Source organism: Paracoccus sp. (in: a-proteobacteria), assembly GCF_047605025.1.
Classification (GTDB): Bacteria; Pseudomonadota; Alphaproteobacteria; order Rhodobacterales; family Rhodobacteraceae; genus Paracoccus.
In genome coordinates this window covers 76,249-92,337 of sequence record NZ_JASGGO010000004.1, presented here as the reverse complement: position 1 = coordinate 92,337, position 16,089 = coordinate 76,249, and the positions used below count along the sequence as shown (strand labels likewise).

Annotated in this window: 12 protein-coding genes and 1 pseudogene; 5 read left to right on the top strand and 8 right to left on the bottom strand. The window is 66.7% G+C overall.

What is annotated here, in order from left to right; all coding sequences use genetic code 11:
* The first annotated feature begins 4 nt into the window (after positions 1-4).
* Genes QM682_RS04100 through QM682_RS04090 form a run of 3 tightly spaced genes read left to right on the top strand, consistent with a single transcriptional unit; the run spans position 5 to position 4,328 of the window.
* A complete protein-coding gene (locus QM682_RS04100) occupies positions 5-679 on the top strand; it encodes a DUF1028 domain-containing protein (protein ID WP_415127377.1) in 675 nt (224 codons plus the stop codon).
* Positions 680-718: 39 nt separating this feature from the next.
* Positions 719-2,209 carry an aldehyde dehydrogenase gene (locus tag QM682_RS04095; RefSeq protein ID WP_415127375.1) on the top strand — a complete coding sequence of 497 codons (1,491 nt, stop codon included), beginning with the start codon at positions 719-721 and terminating at the stop codon, positions 2,207-2,209.
* 49 nt (positions 2,210-2,258) lie between these two features.
* Complete coding sequence (locus QM682_RS04090) at positions 2,259-4,328, top strand: NAD(P)-binding protein (protein ID WP_415127373.1); 2,070 nt, start codon at positions 2,259-2,261, stop codon at positions 4,326-4,328.
* A 28-nt stretch (positions 4,329-4,356) separates the two neighbouring features.
* On the opposite strand, the gene QM682_RS04085 is transcribed toward QM682_RS04090, so the two are convergent.
* The 6 genes from QM682_RS04085 to QM682_RS04060 form a co-directional block, all read right to left on the bottom strand.
* The gene (locus QM682_RS04085) at positions 4,357-5,958 is read right to left on the bottom strand and encodes a GMC family oxidoreductase (protein ID WP_415127371.1); all 1,602 of its coding nucleotides are present in this window, start codon (positions 5,956-5,958) and stop codon (positions 4,357-4,359) included.
* Positions 5,942-7,597 (bottom strand): amidohydrolase, encoded by a 1,656-nt coding sequence (locus QM682_RS04080; RefSeq protein WP_415127369.1) that lies wholly within the window; start codon positions 7,595-7,597, stop codon positions 5,942-5,944. Before QM682_RS04080 ends, QM682_RS04085 begins: the two co-directional genes overlap by 17 nt.
* A gap of 89 nt (positions 7,598-7,686) precedes the next feature.
* On the bottom strand, positions 7,687-8,703 hold the full coding sequence (locus QM682_RS04075) for an extracellular solute-binding protein (RefSeq protein WP_415127367.1): 1,017 nt from the start codon (positions 8,701-8,703) through the stop codon (positions 7,687-7,689).
* Positions 8,704-8,728: 25 nt separating this feature from the next.
* Positions 8,729-9,523, bottom strand: a complete 795-nt coding sequence (locus QM682_RS04070; RefSeq protein WP_415127365.1) for an ABC transporter permease — start codon at positions 9,521-9,523, stop codon at positions 8,729-8,731.
* The gene (locus tag QM682_RS04065; RefSeq protein WP_415127363.1) at positions 9,520-10,431 is read right to left on the bottom strand and encodes an ABC transporter permease; all 912 of its coding nucleotides are present in this window, start codon (positions 10,429-10,431) and stop codon (positions 9,520-9,522) included. The genes QM682_RS04070 and QM682_RS04065 overlap by 4 nt, the downstream gene beginning before the upstream one ends.
* Positions 10,428-11,498: an ABC transporter ATP-binding protein gene (locus QM682_RS04060; protein ID WP_415127361.1), complete on the bottom strand. Its 1,071-nt coding sequence runs from the start codon at positions 11,496-11,498 to the stop codon at positions 10,428-10,430. The genes QM682_RS04065 and QM682_RS04060 overlap by 4 nt, the downstream gene beginning before the upstream one ends.
* A gap of 333 nt (positions 11,499-11,831) precedes the next feature.
* Between QM682_RS04060 and QM682_RS04055 the strand changes: the two genes are divergently transcribed.
* Together QM682_RS04055 and QM682_RS04050 are read left to right on the top strand one after the other, a co-directional pair.
* Positions 11,832-12,761: a LysR substrate-binding domain-containing protein gene (locus QM682_RS04055; RefSeq protein ID WP_415127359.1), complete on the top strand. Its 930-nt coding sequence runs from the start codon at positions 11,832-11,834 to the stop codon at positions 12,759-12,761.
* A gap of 171 nt (positions 12,762-12,932) precedes the next feature.
* Complete coding sequence (locus QM682_RS04050) at positions 12,933-14,810, top strand: bifunctional sugar phosphate isomerase/epimerase/4-hydroxyphenylpyruvate dioxygenase family protein (RefSeq protein WP_415127357.1); 1,878 nt, start codon at positions 12,933-12,935, stop codon at positions 14,808-14,810.
* 353 nt (positions 14,811-15,163) lie between these two features.
* On the opposite strand, the pseudogene QM682_RS04045 reads toward QM682_RS04050, so the two are convergent.
* Together QM682_RS04045 and QM682_RS04040 are read right to left on the bottom strand one after the other, a co-directional pair.
* Positions 15,164-15,304, bottom strand: a pseudogene (locus tag QM682_RS04045) (thioesterase); the annotation flags it as partial.
* Positions 15,305-15,418: 114 nt separating this feature from the next.
* Positions 15,419-15,991, bottom strand: coding sequence for a hypothetical protein (locus tag QM682_RS04040; RefSeq protein ID WP_415127355.1), 573 nt, complete (start codon positions 15,989-15,991; stop codon positions 15,419-15,421).
* Between the last annotated feature and the right edge of the window lie 98 nt (positions 15,992-16,089).

The window sequence follows — 16,089 nt, the reverse complement described above, 5'->3', positions numbered from 1 at the left end:
GCCGATGACCTTCTCGCTTGTCGCCCGCTGCGCGGATACGGGCATGTTCGGGATGGCTATCTCGTCCTCCTCGCCGGCGGTGGCGGCGCGCTGCGCCTTCGCCCGCGCGGGCGTGGGGGCCGTCGCCAGCCAGAACGTCACCGATCCGACGCTGGGACCGCTGGCGCTGGACCTGATGCAGGACGGGCTTTCCGCCCCCGAGGCGGTGGCCGAGGTGGCGCGGCGCGGTCGCTTCATCGAATATCGCCAGGTTCTGGCCGTCGATGCCCAAGGCCGCACGGCGATCCATTCCGGGCCGAACTCGCTGGGCATCTGGACGCAGGCGCAGGGGCCGGACGTGGCCTCGGGCGGCAACCTGCTGGCCAATGACGGCGTGCCGCAGGCGATCGTGGACGGTTTCCTTGCGTCGCGGGGCCATATCGGCGACCGGCTGATCGCTGCGATGCGCGCGGGGCTTGCGGCGGGCGGCGAGGCCGGGCCGGTGCATTCCGCCGGCATGAAGATCGTCGACAAGGTCGCCTGGCCTGTCGCCGATCTGCGCTGCGACTGGACCGAGGCTTGCCCGATCCAGTCGCTGGCCGATCTGTGGGACATCTACAGGCCGCAACTGGACGCTTATGTCCAGCGCGCGCTGGACCCGCGCGCGGCGCCCTCTTACGGCGTGCCGGGCGACGAATAGAACGGCGCGACGTGACGCCGAGCAACAGGGGATAAGGACATGCTGGATCACCAGGGCTGGAAAACGCGCGCCGAAAGCCTGCGGCCGCGGGGGCGGGCCTTCATCGACGGGAAATTCGTGGATGCGGTTTCGGGGCGCGTCTTCGATAGCATCAACCCGGCCACCGGCGCGGTGCTGGCCGAGGTCGCGGAATGCGACGCCGCCGATGTGGACCTGGCCGTAACCGCCGCCCGCCGCGCCTTCGACGATGGCCGCTGGTCGCGCAAGGCCCCGGCCGAGCGCAAGGCGGTGCTGCTGAAGCTGGCCGATCTGATCCGCGCGAACCTGCACGAGATGGCTTTGCTGGACAGCCTGGACATGGGCAAGCTGGTCCGGGACGCGGCGACCGTCGATGCCCCCGGCTCGGCGCATTTCTTCCAATGGTATGGCGAGGCCATCGACAAGATCTTCGACGAGGTGGCGCCGACCGGCCCCGGCGACCTGGCGCTGGTGCGCCGCGTGCCCCTGGGCGTCGTCGGCGCGGTGGTGCCGTGGAACTTTCCGCTGGACATGGCGACCTGGAAATCCGCCGCCGCCCTTGCCGCCGGCAATTCCGTGGTGCTGAAACCGGCCGAGCAATCGCCCTTGTCGGCGCTGCGCCTGGCGGAACTGGCTGCCGAGGCCGGCCTGCCCGATGGCGTGCTGAACGTGGTGCCGGGCTTCGGGGCCACGGCGGGGCGCGCGCTGGGGCTGCATATGGACGTGGATTGCCTGGCCTTCACCGGCTCGACCGCGACCGGCAAGCGTTTCATGGAATATTCCGGCCAGTCGAACCTGAAACAGGTCTGGCCCGAGACCGGCGGCAAAAGCCCCAATATCGTCTTCGCCGATTGCGAGGATCTGGACGCGGCGGCCGACATGGCGGCCTTCGGCATCTTCTTCAACCAGGGCGAGGTCTGCTCGGCCAATTCTCGGCTGTATGTTCAGGCATCCATTCGCGACCGCTTCCTGGAAAAGCTGGTCGCGCGCGCGCAGGCGATGCAGCCCGGCGACCCGCTGGACCCGGATGCGAAGATGGGCGCCATCGTGGACGAAAAGCAGACCCAGGGCATCATGCGCTTTGTCGAGGCCGGCAAGCAAAGCGCGCGGCTGGTGACGGGCGGCGCGCGCGTGACCGTGGACGGCAAGGGCTGTTTCGTGCAGCCCACCATCTTCGCCGACGTGGCGCAGGACGATCCGCTGGCACGGGACGAGATCTTCGGCCCGGTCCTGTCGGTGATCGCCTTCGACAGCGAGGATCAGGCGGTGGCGATGGCCAACGATTCGATCTATGGTCTTGCAGCCTCGGTCTGGACCGACAACCTGTCGCGGGCCTGCCGCGTGGCGGACCGGCTGCATGTCGGCACGGTCTCGGTCAACACGGTCGACGCGCTTTCGGCGCAGACCCCCTTCGGCGGCATGAAGCAGTCCGGTTTCGGCCGCGATCTGTCGCTGCATTCGCTGGAAAAATACACGGCGCTGAAGACCGTCTGGATCAAATACCGGGCCTGACGGCCCCGCAAGGTGCCCCCCCCTCGCACCCAGCCTCTAGGAGACGAAATTGCGCGATCCCCGCTATGACATTCTGTTCCAACCGATGCGGATCGGCCCTGTCACCGCGAAGAACCGCTTCTACCAGGTGCCGCATTGCAATGGTGGCGGCTATCGCGACCCCTCGGCCGCGGCGGCCATGCGCGGCATCAAGGCCGAGGGCGGCTGGGGCGTGATCTTCACCGAGCAATGCGAGATGCATCACACCTCGGAAATCACCCCCTTCATCGAGCTGCGCCTGTGGGAGGACAAGGATATCCCGCAGCTTGCCAAGATGGCCGAGCGGATGAAGACCCAGGGCGCTCTGGCCGGCATTCAGCTTGCCTATTCCGGCATCAATGGCCCGAATCTTTACACCAAGGAGGTGCCGCTGGCGCCTTCGGCCATGCCGATCCGCACCTTCACCAACGACCCGGTGCAGGCCCGCGCGCTGGACAGGTCCGATATCCGCGACCTGCGCCGCTGGTTCGTGAACGCGGCCAAACGCTCGAAGCGGGCGGGGTTCGACCTGATCTGCCTTTACGGCGCGCATGGCTTCGGCATCTTCCAGCATTTCCTGTCCCGCGCGACGAACCAGCGCACGGACGAATATGGCGGCAGCCTGGAGAACCGTTCGCGCTTCGTGAACGAGGTCATCGCCGATATGCGCGATGCGGTGGGCGATACGATGGGCCTGACCCTGCGCGTCAGCCTGGACGAAAGCATCGGCGCCCTGGGCTTTTCCAATGCCGAGGTGCGCGAGTTCATCGAGATGAACCGCGACCTGCCCGACCTGTGGGATCTGGCGCATGGAACCTGGGAGGATTGCTCGGGTCCGTCGCGCTTCAAGGACGAATCCGCGCAGGAACAGCTTGTCTGGGGCATTCGCGACCTGACCTCGAAGCCGGTGGTGGGCGTCGGGCGCTTCACCTCGGCCGATACCATGGTGCGGATGATCAAATCGGGCACGCTGGATTTCATCGGCTGCGCCCGGCCCTCGATCGCGGATCCCTTCCTGCCCAAGAAGATCGAGGAGGGCCGGATCGAGGATATCCGCGAATGCATCGGCTGCAATATCTGCATCACCGGCGACATGACCATGTCGATCAGCCGCTGCACCCAGAACCCCACCTTCATGGAGGAGTGGCGCAAGGGCTGGCACCCCGAGCGGATGAACCCCAAGGGCACCAGCCAGAACGTGCTGATCGTGGGCTCCGGCCCCGCCGGGCTTGAGGCGGCCCGCGCCCTGTCGCTGCGCGGCTATGACGTGGCGCTGGCCGAGGCGCGCACCGAACTGGGCGGCCGCGTCGCGCGCGAGCGCCGTCTGCCGGGCCTTTCGGCCTGGGGCCGGGTGGTCGAATACCGGCAATACCAGATCGGCCAGCGCCCGAATGTCGAGACCTATTTCGACAGCGCCCTGGATGCCGAGTCGATCCTGGAATTCGGCTTTCAGAACATCTGCATCGCCACCGGGGCCAAATGGCGGGCCGATGGAGTCGCGCGCCAGCATGTGACGCCGATGCCGATGGACGGCTCGGTCCCCATCTATACGCCCGACGACATCATGCAGGGGCGCAGGCCCCAGGGCCGCGTGGTGATCTTTGACGACGATCACTATTACATGGGCGGGGTGATGGCCGAACTGTTGCGCTCGGAAGGCTGCGAGGTCACGATCATCACCCCCTCGGCCTATCTGTCGGACTGGACGCTGAACACGCTGGAACAGCACACCATCCATCGCCGCCTGGCCGGCATGGGCGTGAACATCGTGCTGAACCGTGGGGTTGGCGGTATTTCCCTGGGGCATGTCATTTCGAATTGCGTCTATACCGATGCGGCGCAAGAGCATGGCTGCGATGCCGTGGTCATGGTCACCTCGCGGCGCGAGGAGAACGGGCTGTATCTGGACCTGAAGGCGCGCGAGGCGGATTGGGCCGATGCGGGCATCCGTTCCGTCAAGATCATCGGCGACGCCAATGCGCCGGGGCCGATCGCCTGGGCGACCTATGCCGGGCATCGCTATGCGCGCGAACTGGACGAACCCGACCGGGGCGACGATCTGCCCTTTCGCCGGGAAATCACCGAACTGGCGCTGGATTGAGGAAAGGGGGGGGCCGCGGCCCCCCGACTTATGTCCAGCGCCCCAGGATCGCGCGGGCGCATTTCTCGCCGATCATCATCGAGGGGGCGTTGGTATTGCCGCCGATCAGCGTCGGCATGACCGAGGCATCCGCCACGCGCAGCCCCTCGGTCCCATGCACCTTCATCGTCGCCGGATCGACCACGGCCATGGGATCGCGGCCCATCCTGGCGGTGCCGACCGGGTGATAGACGGTCAGCGCCTCGGCCCGCAGATAGGCCAGGATCTGGTCATCCGTCGCCACATCGGGACCGGGCAGGATCTCACGCCCGTTCAGCCCGGCCATGGGCGGGGCGGCGAAGATGCGGCGGGCCAGCTTGATCCCCTCGACCAGCACGGCCGCGTCGAAGGGGTCGCTGAAAAAGCGGTGGTCGATCTCGGGGGCGAAGCCGTCGCCGTCGCGCCGGATGCGGATCTCTCCGATGGAGCGGGGGCGCAGCACGCAGGTATGCACGGCAAAGCCATGCCCCCATTCGACCAGCCTGCCGCGATGGCTGCGATAGCCGGGGACGAAATGGAACTGCACATCGGGCAGATCGCCCGCCAGAGGGGTCTTCGCGAAGCCCCCGGCTACGACGTAATTCGTGGAAAGCTCGCCCTTGCGGCGGATAGCGAAGGTGAAGGGCGCGGCCAGAAGCCGGCGCCAGTTGCCCAGGGAAAAGCCCAGCGTGCGGGTGGAATCGGTCCTGACCGTGATCATCCCGTCCACATGGTCGCGCAGGTTGCGCCCGACGCCGGGCAGGTCGCGGACGACCTCGATCCCCTGCGCCGCCAGTTCCGCCCCCGGTCCGATGCCCGATGCCATCAGCGCCATGGGCGTGCCGATGGCACCGGCGGACAGCACCACCTCGCCCGCCGCGATCTGTTCGACCGCGCCGGCGCGCGCGACCTCGACGCCGGTGACGCGGCCGTCCTGGACCAGCAGGCGGCGCAGGGTGCAATCGGTGCGGATCGACAGGTTCGGACGCAGCCGCACAGGTTCCAGGAAGGCGTTATAGGCGGAAAAGCGGAGGCCGTCGCGCTGGGTCACGTCATAGATGCCCAGGCCGAACTGGCTTGGCCCGTTGAAATCGGTGTTGCGCGGCAGTTGCAGCGTCTGGCCCGCCGCGATGAAGTCCTGGCAGACTGGGTTCGGATCCTTCGGGCGGTTGACGATCAGCGCGCCGCCGGTGCCGTGCCAGGCCGGATTCTGGCCGTTGCGGTTCCCCTCAAGCGCCTTGAAGACGGGCAGCACATCGTCCCAGCCCCAGCCCTCGCAGCCCAGATCGCGCCATTCGTCGTAATCCCGCGCCGCCCCCCGGATATACAGCATCGAGTTCAGCGAGGAAGAGCCGCCCAGCATCCGGCCCCGGTTGACCGGAATGCGGCGGCCGTTCAGCCCCGGCTGCGGCACGCCCACCCAGCCGTAATCGAAGCGCGGGCGGCCATACATCGCCAGAATGCCGGCGGGCACCTTGACGCGGATGTCGCGGTCATGGCCGCCGGCCTCGATCACCAGCACGCGGGCGCGGGGATCGGCGGAAAGCCGGTTCGCCAGCACGCAGCCGGCCGAGCCGGCGCCGATGACGATATGGTCAAATCGCTCCATCATGGTCCTCATGGGTGATCCGCCCGCCGCAGACGGTCAGGGCGATGCGGGCGGCGTCGGGGCTGTTGGCCAAGCCTTCCAGGCTGCCCGCGACCAGCACCAGATCGGCGTCGAAGCCGGGGGTCAGCGCGCCGCGCCGGTCCTCGCTGAAATCGGCATGGGCGCCGCCCATGGTATAGGCGTGCAGGCATTCGTCCAGGCTTAGCCGTTGGTTGGGCATGTCCGTGGCCCAAGGGGCGCGGGTCAGCGCGCAATGGATCGCGTAAAGCGGCGACAGGGGCGAGACCGGCCAGTCGGTGCCGAAGGCCAGCGCCACGCCCCGGTCGCGGATCATCCGCCAGGGAAAGGCGGTCGGCCAGCGGTCGCGGCCCATGATCGTGACCGTCGGCTCCAGCGGCAACCCGGCCGAGCCGGGCGGATGCACCGGCTGCATCGAGGCCGTGATACCCAGCGGCGCCAGCCGCTCCAGGTCGGCGGGGGTGATCGTGTCGATATGCTCGATCCGGTGGCGGGCGTCGCGGGGGCCGTTGGCGCGGGCCGCCGCCTCATAGCCGTCGATGGCCGCGCGCACCGCGCCGTCGCCCACGGCATGGGTCGCGACCTGCAAGCCGCGCCGGTCGGCCTCGACGCAGATCGCGTCGAAGACCGGGGGCGGGATCAGCGGCTCGGATCTAAAGCCGGGGAGGTCGGGATAATCCGTCGCCGTCAGCGCGGTCCAGGTGTCATAGACCCCGTCCATGAACAGCTTGATACGGCCGAAAGTCAGCCAGCCCGGCACCTCGGGGCCGAAATCCTCGATCCCGGCAACGCCTTCGGGGCCGTCCTCGGCCACCAGGCGCAGGGGCAGGCTGACGCGCACCGGCATTTCGCCCGCCTGCGCCAGATCGCGCATCAGCCCGGCCTGATAGGCGTTGCCGTCCATGTTGACGGCCGTGGTGATGCCATGCCGCGCGCAATATTCCCCGGCCTTGCGGATCAGCGCGCGGTCATGGGCGCGGTCCTGGTCCAAGACCGCGCCGCCCTTGTAGTCCAGCCCGTCGCGCCCCTTCAGGCGCGACAGCATCTTGACCTTCTGCATGGCGCCGAATTCGCGCAGCTCGCCTAAGGCGAGGCCGTCCGGCCCCATCACGATCTCGGCCCCCGGTCCAGGATCGCCGCCATGCAGGATGCCGGCCAGATCCAGCGCGCGGGTATTGGCCCAGGCGCAATGCAGGTCGGTCGCCAGCATGGCGATGGGCCGGTCGGCGCAGATCGCGTCCAGCAGGTGCCGGTTGGGCCGGCGGTCATCGCCGAAGATGGTGTAGTTCACCGCATAGGCGAACAGGATCTCGTCGCCGGGATTCGCGGCGATGAAATCCCGGAACGCCGCCGCGACCGGCTCGAAGCCGAAGGCCGCGCCCAGGTTCAGCATCGACAGCGTGGCGCCGCCCATGAACAGATGCAGATGGCTTTCGACAAAGCCCGGCAGCAGTTCCGTGCCCCCCGCGTCGATCACGCGGGTTGCGGGGCCGGCCAGCGCGCGCATCGCGGTATCGTCCCCCAGCGCCTGGATACGGCCGCCCGCGACCGCGACGGCCGAGACCCCCGGCGGGGCGAACAGGGGACGGGTGCGGGCGTTCAGGATGATCAGGTCTGCGGGCATGGGAAATCCTTCGGCAACGGGACAGGGGGCCTTGGCCCCCTCGCCGCGCCCGGCCCTCGATGGGGCGGGCGCGGCGCGCCTTGGGGGGCTTATTGCAGCAACTGGGTCCAAACCCGCGTCACCAGGTCCTGCGCCGCCGGCGAACAGGTGCGCGAGAACTCGACCGGCACTTCCGGGTAAAGCTCGGGCGCCTTCTCCTTGGTATAGACCACTTTTTCCGGCACCGTCTTCATGGGCGAGCTATGGGCATAGAAGTTCATCTGCGTGGTGGCGTTTTCCGGCTCGGACATGAACTCGATGAATTTGATCGCGTTCTCGCGGTTCGGCGCGCCTTTCGGGATGACCATGCTGTCGATCCAGCCGACCAGCCCTTCCTTGGTCATCGCCATTTGAAGCGGCGCGCCGCCCTCGCGCGCCTTCAACTCCTCGCCATCCCACCAGAAATGCGCCGCGACCTCGCCCGAGGCAAGGCGGCTGTCGATATTATCCGAGGAATAGACCGCGACCGAGGGTTTCTGCGCCATCAGAAGGTCCAGCACCTTCTTCATCTCGGCCGAATCCTCGGTGCAGAAGGGCACGCCCAGATAAAGCTGCGCCGCGCCGATCACCTCGTCGGGCTGGGCCAGCATGGCGATCTTGCCGGCCAGCTCGCCCTCGGGCTCGAAGAAATATTTCAGGCTGTCGGTCGGCCCCTTGTAAAGGTCGGTATTGACCGCGAAGCCGGCGGTGCCATAGGCGATGGGGACCGAATAGCCCTGCGTTTCGTCCCACCATTGGTTGCGCCAGCGGGGGTCGATATTCTCGTATGCCTTCAGATCCTTGGCGCCGTAATCTTCCAGCAGCCCCTCGTCGATCATGATGCGCAGGAAATGCTGCGAGGGGGTCGAGATGTCATAGCCCGAGGCGCCGGCCTGCAACTTGGTCAACAGGTCCTCGTTCGAGGTATAGCCGTCCACATGCACCTGGACATCGTTCTCTTTCGAGAATTTCTCGATCAGCTCGGGCGAGATCGATTCCGACCAGACATACAGGTTCAGCTTGCCCGCCGCCTGCGCCATGGGCGCCAGGCAAAGCATGAGCGCGGTGCAGCTCAGGATCTTCTTCATGGTTTTCTCCTGTTGGGGGTATTCTTCATTTCTGGCCGCGCGTGCCGACCAGCAGCGCCGCCGTCGCCAGCACCAGCGAGGCCAGGATCAGCAGCGCCGCGATCGCGTTCAACTCGGGCGAGGTTCCCGCCCGGATCAGCGAAAAGATATAGACCGGCAGCGTCGTCGTCCCGCCCGAACTCAGCATGTTCGAGGTGATGAAATCATCCATCGAGATCAGGAAGGCCAGCATCGCCCCCGAAAACAGCCCCGGAAAGATCAGCGGCAGGGTGACGCGGCGGAATGTCGTCCAGCGCGAGGCGTAAAGATCGGTCGCCGCCTCCTCGAAATCCAGCGACATGCCTTGCAGCCGGGCGCGGATCGGCAGGAAGGCGAAGGGCGTGCAGAAGGCCGAATGCGCGATCACCAGCTTCACCAGGCCGTTCTGGATGCCCAGAAGCGAGAACAGGATCAGCGTCGCCACCGCCAGCACGATCTCGGGCAGCAGCAGCGGCAGGTTCACCACCGTTTCGGACAGCTTGCGAAAGCGGATGTCGCGGCCCCGGATGATCGCCAGCGCCGCCATCAGCGCCACGCTGGTCGCGACGGTCATCGCGATGGCCGCCACCAGCAGCGAGGTCTTCAGCGCCCCCATCAGCGCCGCGTTGTTCAGCGCCGCGCCATACCATTTCAACGAGAACTGGGTCCAGACCCCGGTGATCCTGTTCTCGTTGAAGGAATAGATCACGATCACCGCCAGAGGCGCGTAAAGGTAAAGAAAGAACAGCAGGCTCAGCGGTTTCAGCCCCGGGTATCGCTTCACGTCATGATGCCGGTTCATGCCAGCGCCTCCTTGCCCGCGCCGCGCCGGGCCATCACGATCAGGACGATCATCACGAAGACCATCAGCGTTATCGCGATGGCCGCGCCGAAGGGCCAGTTGCGCGCGCTGGTGAACTGCATCTGGATCAGCGAGCCCATCATCATCTGCTTGCCCCCGCCCATCAGCGTCGGCTCCAGCACCGCGCCCAGCGAGGGGACGAAGACCAGGATCGCGCCCGAGGCGATCCCCGGCGCCGTCAGCGGCAGGATGACCCGACGCAGCGTGACCCAGCGGTTGCCGTAAAGGTCATGCGCCGCCTCGATCAGCGTGCCGTCCAGCTTCTCGATCGAGGCGAAGACCGGCAGGATCATCAGCGGCATGTAGGTATAGACCATCGCGGCCAGGGTGGCGCCGTCGTTATACATGAAGCTCAGCCCCTCGGGCGCGCCCAGAAAGCCCAGGAAGCGCGGCAGCGGCCCGTCGCGGCCCAGGATGATCATCCAGGCATAGACCCGCAGGATCATCGAGACCCAGAAGGGCAGGGTGATCAGATAGACCAGGATGGCCTTCATCCGGGGGGGCTGGTTCGCGATGTGATAGGCGACCGGCACCGCGACCAGCAGGCACAGGAAGGTCGTCACCGCCGCCAGCAGAAGCGTGCGCAGGATGATCGCCAGATACTGGCCGGTGAACTCCATCTCGCCGGACCAGCCCTCGTTGAACAGGATCTGGCGATAGCCGGCGGGGTTCAGATCCCAGGCAAAGCCGCCATAGGCCCCGCGCGAGCCGACCGAGACGGCGGCGATGATCAGCATGGGCGCCAGCAGCGCAAAGCCCATCAGCAGCCAGCTTGGCAGCAGGCCCCAGAAGGCGAGATTGCTGAAGGCGCCCTTGCGGGGCGGGGCGGCCGTGGGTTGCGCGTTCATGCCAGAAGCACCCGCGCGGCGGTCTCGATGAAGCCCACGGGGATCGTGGCGCCGACCGCGATCGCATCCCCCTCGCGCGAGGCGTTGCGGCGCGAGGCGCGGAATTCGATCCCGTTCGCCACAAGCTGGTAATGCGTATAGCCGCCCATGTAGTTCTTGTTCACCACCTCGGCGGGGAAGGTCGCGCCCGTCGCCTCGTTGCCAAGGTTGATTTTTTCCGGCCGGACCGAGATCGTGGCCTTGCCGCCGGCCGTCCCTTCCGGCGCCGCGACCCGCAGCACCTGGCCGAAGGGGGTGCGGATGGTGGCCTGCCCGGCCGCGACCTCAAGCACTTCGATATCCAGGAAATTGGTCTCGCCGACGAAATCGGCGACGAAGCGGTTGACGGGCTGTTCATAGATTTCGGTCGGAGTGCCCAGCTGCTGCACCTCCCCGCCGCCAAGGACGGCGATGCGGTCCGACATGTCCAGCGCCTCTTCCTGGTCATGGGTGACGAAGACGAAGGTGATGCCGGTGTCGCGTTGCAGCTTGCGCAACTCGTCCCGCATGGCCTGGCGCAGCTTCAGGTCCAGCGCCGAAAGCGGCTCGTCCAGCAGCAGCACCTCGGGTTCGGGCGCCAGCGCGCGCGCCAGGGCCACGCGCTGGCGCTGGCCGCCTGAAAGCTGGGCAGGCTTGCGGCCTGCGAACTGGCTCATGTGGACGCGCTCCAGCATCTCGCCGGCGCGGGCGCGGATCCGCGCCTTTTCCCAGCCCAGGTTTTCCAGCCCGAAGGCGACGTTCTGCTCAAGCGTCATGTGGGGAAACAGGGCATAGCTTTGGAATACCGTGTTGACCCGGCGCTTGTGCGGGGGAATGTCCACCACCTCGCGCCCGTTCAAAAGGATGGTGCCGTCATCGGGGCTTTCGAACCCCGCCAGCATGCGCAGCAGCGTGGTCTTGCCGCAGCCCGAGGGGCCGAGCATGGTAAAGAATTCGTTGCTGCGGATACGGAAGCTGATGGATTTCAAGGCCCGGTATGTGCCGAAGCTTTTCGAGACACCAATCACCTCGACGGCGTTTTCATTCATCTGGCTATCCTTTCGGCTGGTCGGCCCCCAGCCTGTGCCGGACCGATGCGCGCATGGAACATAGGATGACCGCTTTCCGTAAATGAGAACTTGCGGAAGCCTTGATTAGGCTAATCCTATCGGATTGTAATAAATGAATTAATCTTTAAGCCGCCGCAGGATGCATCGCGTGTCTGCCCAAGTTTTGCACAGGTTGGGCGAAAGCTTGGGCGTTCCTGGCATCGCCTGGGGCCGATCCCGACCCGCCATGGCCGCCCGCGCACGCCCGCCGGCAATCCGGTTGTGCAGCGCGGCGGGCTGCGCGATAGTCGCGCAACCGGACTGGGGACGGACATGCCTCTGCGCTATACCTTGCGGCAACTCGAATATTTTGTCGCGGTGGGCGAGACGGGCAGCATTGCGGCCGCCTCGCAACAGGTCAACGTTTCGTCGCCCTCGATCTCGGCTGGAATCTCGCAGCTTGAGGAAGAACTGGGCCTGCGACTTTTCGTGCGCCATCACGCGCAAGGGCTGACCCCGACGCTGCCGGGGCGGCGGATGCTGGACCATGCCCAGAAGGTGCTGCGCCAGGCCGCCGGGCTTCGCGACCTGGCGAGCGAGCTTTCCGGCGCCGTGGGCGGTCCCCTGGCGATAGGCTGCCTCAGCACCTTCGCCCAGATCGTTCTGCCCGGCCTGCGCCGCGATTTCGTCGCCCGATATCCCGAGGTCCGCAGCACCCAGGTCGAGGCCGATCAGGCCGAGATCTTTGGCCTGCTGCGTCAGGCCAAGATCGATCTGGCTCTGACCTATGACCTGGACCTGCCGGGGGATCTGCGCTTTTTTCCCATGCTGGAACTGCCTCCCCTGGTCGCGATGAGCGTGGATCACCCGCTGGCGCATCTGCCCGAGGTTCCGGTCCAGGAACTTGCGCCGCATCCCATGGTGCTTCTGGACCTGCCGCTTAGCGCGGATTACTTCCTGTCCTTCTTCTCGAAGGCCGGGCTGCGCGCCAATATCGCCGAGCGGACGCGCGATATGGCGGTGATGCGCAGCCTGGTCGCGAACGGCTTCGGCTATTCGATCGTGAACGTCCGGCCTCTGCATGATCGCGCGCCCGACGGAAAACCCATGCGTTTCGCGCCGCTGACCGGCAAGCCGCACCCGCTGAAGATGGGCCTGCTTTCGGGTCTGGGGACCGACCGGACCCAGCTGCATCAGGCATTCATCGCCCATAGCCGCGACTGGATGGCCCGCCACGGCGCGACCCTGATTGGCGGTCGCTAAGTGGGTGCGGCCTCGTGGCGACGGCTGGCGTGACGGCCGCCTGGCCGGACTTCGGCGCTGCATTAACATCAGGTTACCCATGCCGAAAAATGGGTTCTTGCTGTTATCCGTGCGATGGAGAATTCTGCCGCGAAAGGCCCGCGACCCGCGGGCGGGAGGAAGGGCACCAGCATGAAGACCTCGATCGCCACCGTTTCGCTTTCCGGTAGCCTGACCGAAAAGCTGACCGCCATCGCCGAGGCCGGATTCGATGGTATCGAGATCTTCGAACAGGATTTCCTCGCCTCGGATTTCAGCCCCCAGGACGTGGGCCGCATGGTCCGCGACCAGGGGCTGGAGATCACGCTGTTCCAGCCCTTCCGCGATTTCGAAAGCCTGCCCGAGCCGCACCGCACCCGCGCCTTCGCCCGCGCCGAGCGCAAGTTCGAATTGATGAACCAGCTTGGCACCGATCTGGTCCTGGTCTGCTCGACCCTGCATCCGGCGGCCCTTGGGGGGATCGACCGCATGGCGCAGGACCTGCACGAGCTGGGCGATCTGGCCCGCAAGCACGGCGTGCGCGTCGGCTTCGAGGCGCTGTGCTGGGGCCGTTTCGTCAACGACCACCGCGACGCCTGGGAGGTGGTGCGGCGCGCCGATCACGCCCAGGTCGGGCTGATCCTGGACAGCTTTCACACGCTGGCGCGCAAGATCGACCCGGACAGCATCCGCTCGATCCCCGGCGACCGGATCTTCTTCGTGCAGCTTGCCGACGCCCCGGCGATCGACATGGACCTGCTGTATTGGTCGCGGCATTTCCGCAACATGCCGGGTGAGGGGGATCTGGATGTCGCGGGCTTCATGCGCGCGGTGCAGGCCACCGGCTATGACGGGCCGCTTAGCCTTGAGATCTTCAACGACCAGTTCCGCTCGGGCCTGCCGCGTCTGGTGGCGCGGGACGGGCATCGCAGCCTGATCCGGGTCATGGACGAGGTGCGCCGCGCCGAACCGGCGCTTGCGTCGGATCTGCCGGAGTTTCCGCCCCCCGCGCCGGTCGAGCGGATCGAGTTCATCGAATTCGCCACCAATGCCCATGAGGCGCCGGGGATCGAGGGGCTGCTGCACGCCGCCGGTTTCGCGCCGGCGGGGCGGCATGTCTCGAAGCCGGTCACGGTCTGGCGTCAGGGTGAGGTGAGCGTGCTGGTCAATACCGCCCCCGAGGGGTTCGCGCATACCTCTTATCTGGCGCATGGCACCTGCGTGTCCGAGGTCGCGCTGATGGTGAACGACGCGCGGGCGGCCCATGCGCGGGCCTGTGCGCTTCTGGCGCAGGACCATAGCGAGGCCAATGCCGTCGATGAATTGCAGATCCCCGCCTTTCGCGGCGTCGGCGGCAGCATGCTGCGGCTTCTGGACCACGGCCCGGATCTGGGCCGGATCTGGGACGTGGATTTCAACCTGGGCAAGGTCGGGCGGGGCGCCGGGCTGACCGGCATCGACCATATCGGCCAGACCATGCGCTATGACGAGATGCTGAGCTGGTCGCTGTTCTACACCTCGATCTTCCAGGCCCGGAAATCGCCGATGGTGGATGTGATCGACCCCGACGGGCTGGTGCGCAGCCAGGCGATCCAGTCGGGCGGCCTGCGCGTCACCCTGAACGGTGCCGATGCGCGCCACACCCTGGCCGGGCGCTTCATCGAGGACAGCCTGGGTTCCTCGGTCCAGCATGTGGCCTTTGCCTGCCGCGACATCTTCGAAACCGCGCGCGAGATGGCGGCGCGGGGCTTTCCCGTGCTGCGGATCGGAGCGAACTACTATGCCGATGTCGAGGCCCGCTTCGGCCTGGACCCTGCCCTGGTGCGGCGCATGCAGCAGTCGAACATCCTTTACGACGCCGATGCGGGGGGCGAATTCTTCCAGTTCTATGCCGAGGCACGCCCGGACGGCTTCTTCATCGAGATCCTGCAACGGCAGGGGAACTACCAGGGCTATGGCGCGCCGAACGCGCCTTTCCGCATCGCCGCCCAGAAGCGCGCCGCGCGCCCGGCCGGGGTGCCCCGGCACTAGGCCGTGCCTTCGGGCGGGCTTTGGGGGGTCACGCCGCGAGGCCGGTTTGGCGCATGGCCATTGCGGCCCCGCAATCGGCCCGATCCCGGCAGATCCGCGTGCCGGCATACGCCTGGCATCGGGCTGGTGGGTTGCCCTGCGGCTCCGCCTGATCGTGGACGCGACTCTGGGAAGGCCGTAGTGAACAGGCTCGCGCAGGCGGGGATGCCCTTTGAAGGCGCCGCTTCGGGCGATGCCCCAAGCCTGACCTGCTAATCCGGCCTGCCAATGCCGTTTGCCACCATGATGGCCGGGCTGCTCGTCCTTCTGGGCAGCAGAGAAAGGCAAGGCATGAGGGGGGCCAGGAAATGCGCCTTCATCGCCACCTGATTGCTGCCCAGATCGCGGAGCCATTCGCTTCGGGCGCGCTCGGTGAACTTCAGATAATTGGCGTAATAGACGATGCCCGCCAGGTCGGTGTCTTCGTAATAGATGCGGATGGGAAACTCATGCATGGGGTGCTCCTGGTTGCGCTCGGGTCGGGGCCTTCCGCCATCGCCGCTGAAAGATCCCCGGACCTTCTCCAGCGGCAAGGGTGCATGGATATTTATACAAGAAAGAAATCCGGCTCAGCCCCGCCCCAGCCGCGCGGCCAGACGCATGGCATGGGTCGGGTCGATGGCCAGGACGGGCATGACCGGATCATAGGCGGCGCGGATCAGCTCGGCCAGGGGGCGGGACGGCGCCACCTCGCGCGAGAAGGTCAGGAGGCTGCGCATGACCACGGCCTCGGCCAGGCGGGCGGGATGTTCCTCGGCCAGCGGGCCATCCATGCTGAGAAAGTTCAGACAGGCCCGGATGCCGCCACCCGCATCGAAGCGAAAGATCCGATAGCGGTCGGCATCTGCCCTCCTCAGCCTTTCGGGCAGATCCTGGATCCCGGTGAGGAGGTCCAGGTCCGGAATGTCGTCGAGCTCGTCCCAGTCGCGCAGAAAGAAGGTCATCATGTTCGCGCCCATCTCGGGATCGGTCTCGGCCAGAAGATGGCCGGCATGGCCCAGGGCGGCGCGGGTGACGGTGCGGAAAATGTCCAGCGTCTCGTCCGAGAGGCCGAAGATGACCGGCGCGACCGGACGCCCCCAGCGCGCGCAGCGGTAAAGACCGTCGCGGCTGAAAAGCTCCGTGATTTCCTCGACCGTCAAGCTCAATTCTTCCGTCTTCCCCGTTTCCGGCCGTCCCGGCGCCTCGGCCCGGCAAAGGACAGGCCGGACCTCCGGCGCCCCCTGGCCCGTCTTTCTTG

What these genes read in the sequence shown, in the direction of transcription:
- QM682_RS04065 (WP_415127363.1), bottom strand. Translation starts at nt 10,431, where the DNA reads ATGAACGCGCAACCCACGGCCGCCCCGCCCCGCAAGGGCGCCTTCAGC.
- QM682_RS04100 (WP_415127377.1), top strand. Translation starts at nt 5, where the DNA reads ATGACCTTCTCGCTTGTCGCCCGCTGCGCGGATACGGGCATGTTCGGG.
- QM682_RS04050 (WP_415127357.1), top strand. Translation starts at nt 12,933, where the DNA reads ATGAAGACCTCGATCGCCACCGTTTCGCTTTCCGGTAGCCTGACCGAA.
- QM682_RS04055 (WP_415127359.1), top strand. Translation starts at nt 11,832, where the DNA reads ATGCCTCTGCGCTATACCTTGCGGCAACTCGAATATTTTGTCGCGGTG.
- QM682_RS04080 (WP_415127369.1), bottom strand. Translation starts at nt 7,597, where the DNA reads ATGCCCGCAGACCTGATCATCCTGAACGCCCGCACCCGTCCCCTGTTC.
- QM682_RS04075 (WP_415127367.1), bottom strand. Translation starts at nt 8,703, where the DNA reads ATGAAGAAGATCCTGAGCTGCACCGCGCTCATGCTTTGCCTGGCGCCC.
- QM682_RS04085 (WP_415127371.1), bottom strand. Translation starts at nt 5,958, where the DNA reads ATGATGGAGCGATTTGACCATATCGTCATCGGCGCCGGCTCGGCCGGC.
- QM682_RS04060 (WP_415127361.1), bottom strand. Translation starts at nt 11,498, where the DNA reads ATGAATGAAAACGCCGTCGAGGTGATTGGTGTCTCGAAAAGCTTCGGC.
- QM682_RS04095 (WP_415127375.1), top strand. Translation starts at nt 719, where the DNA reads ATGCTGGATCACCAGGGCTGGAAAACGCGCGCCGAAAGCCTGCGGCCG.
- QM682_RS04070 (WP_415127365.1), bottom strand. Translation starts at nt 9,523, where the DNA reads ATGAACCGGCATCATGACGTGAAGCGATACCCGGGGCTGAAACCGCTG.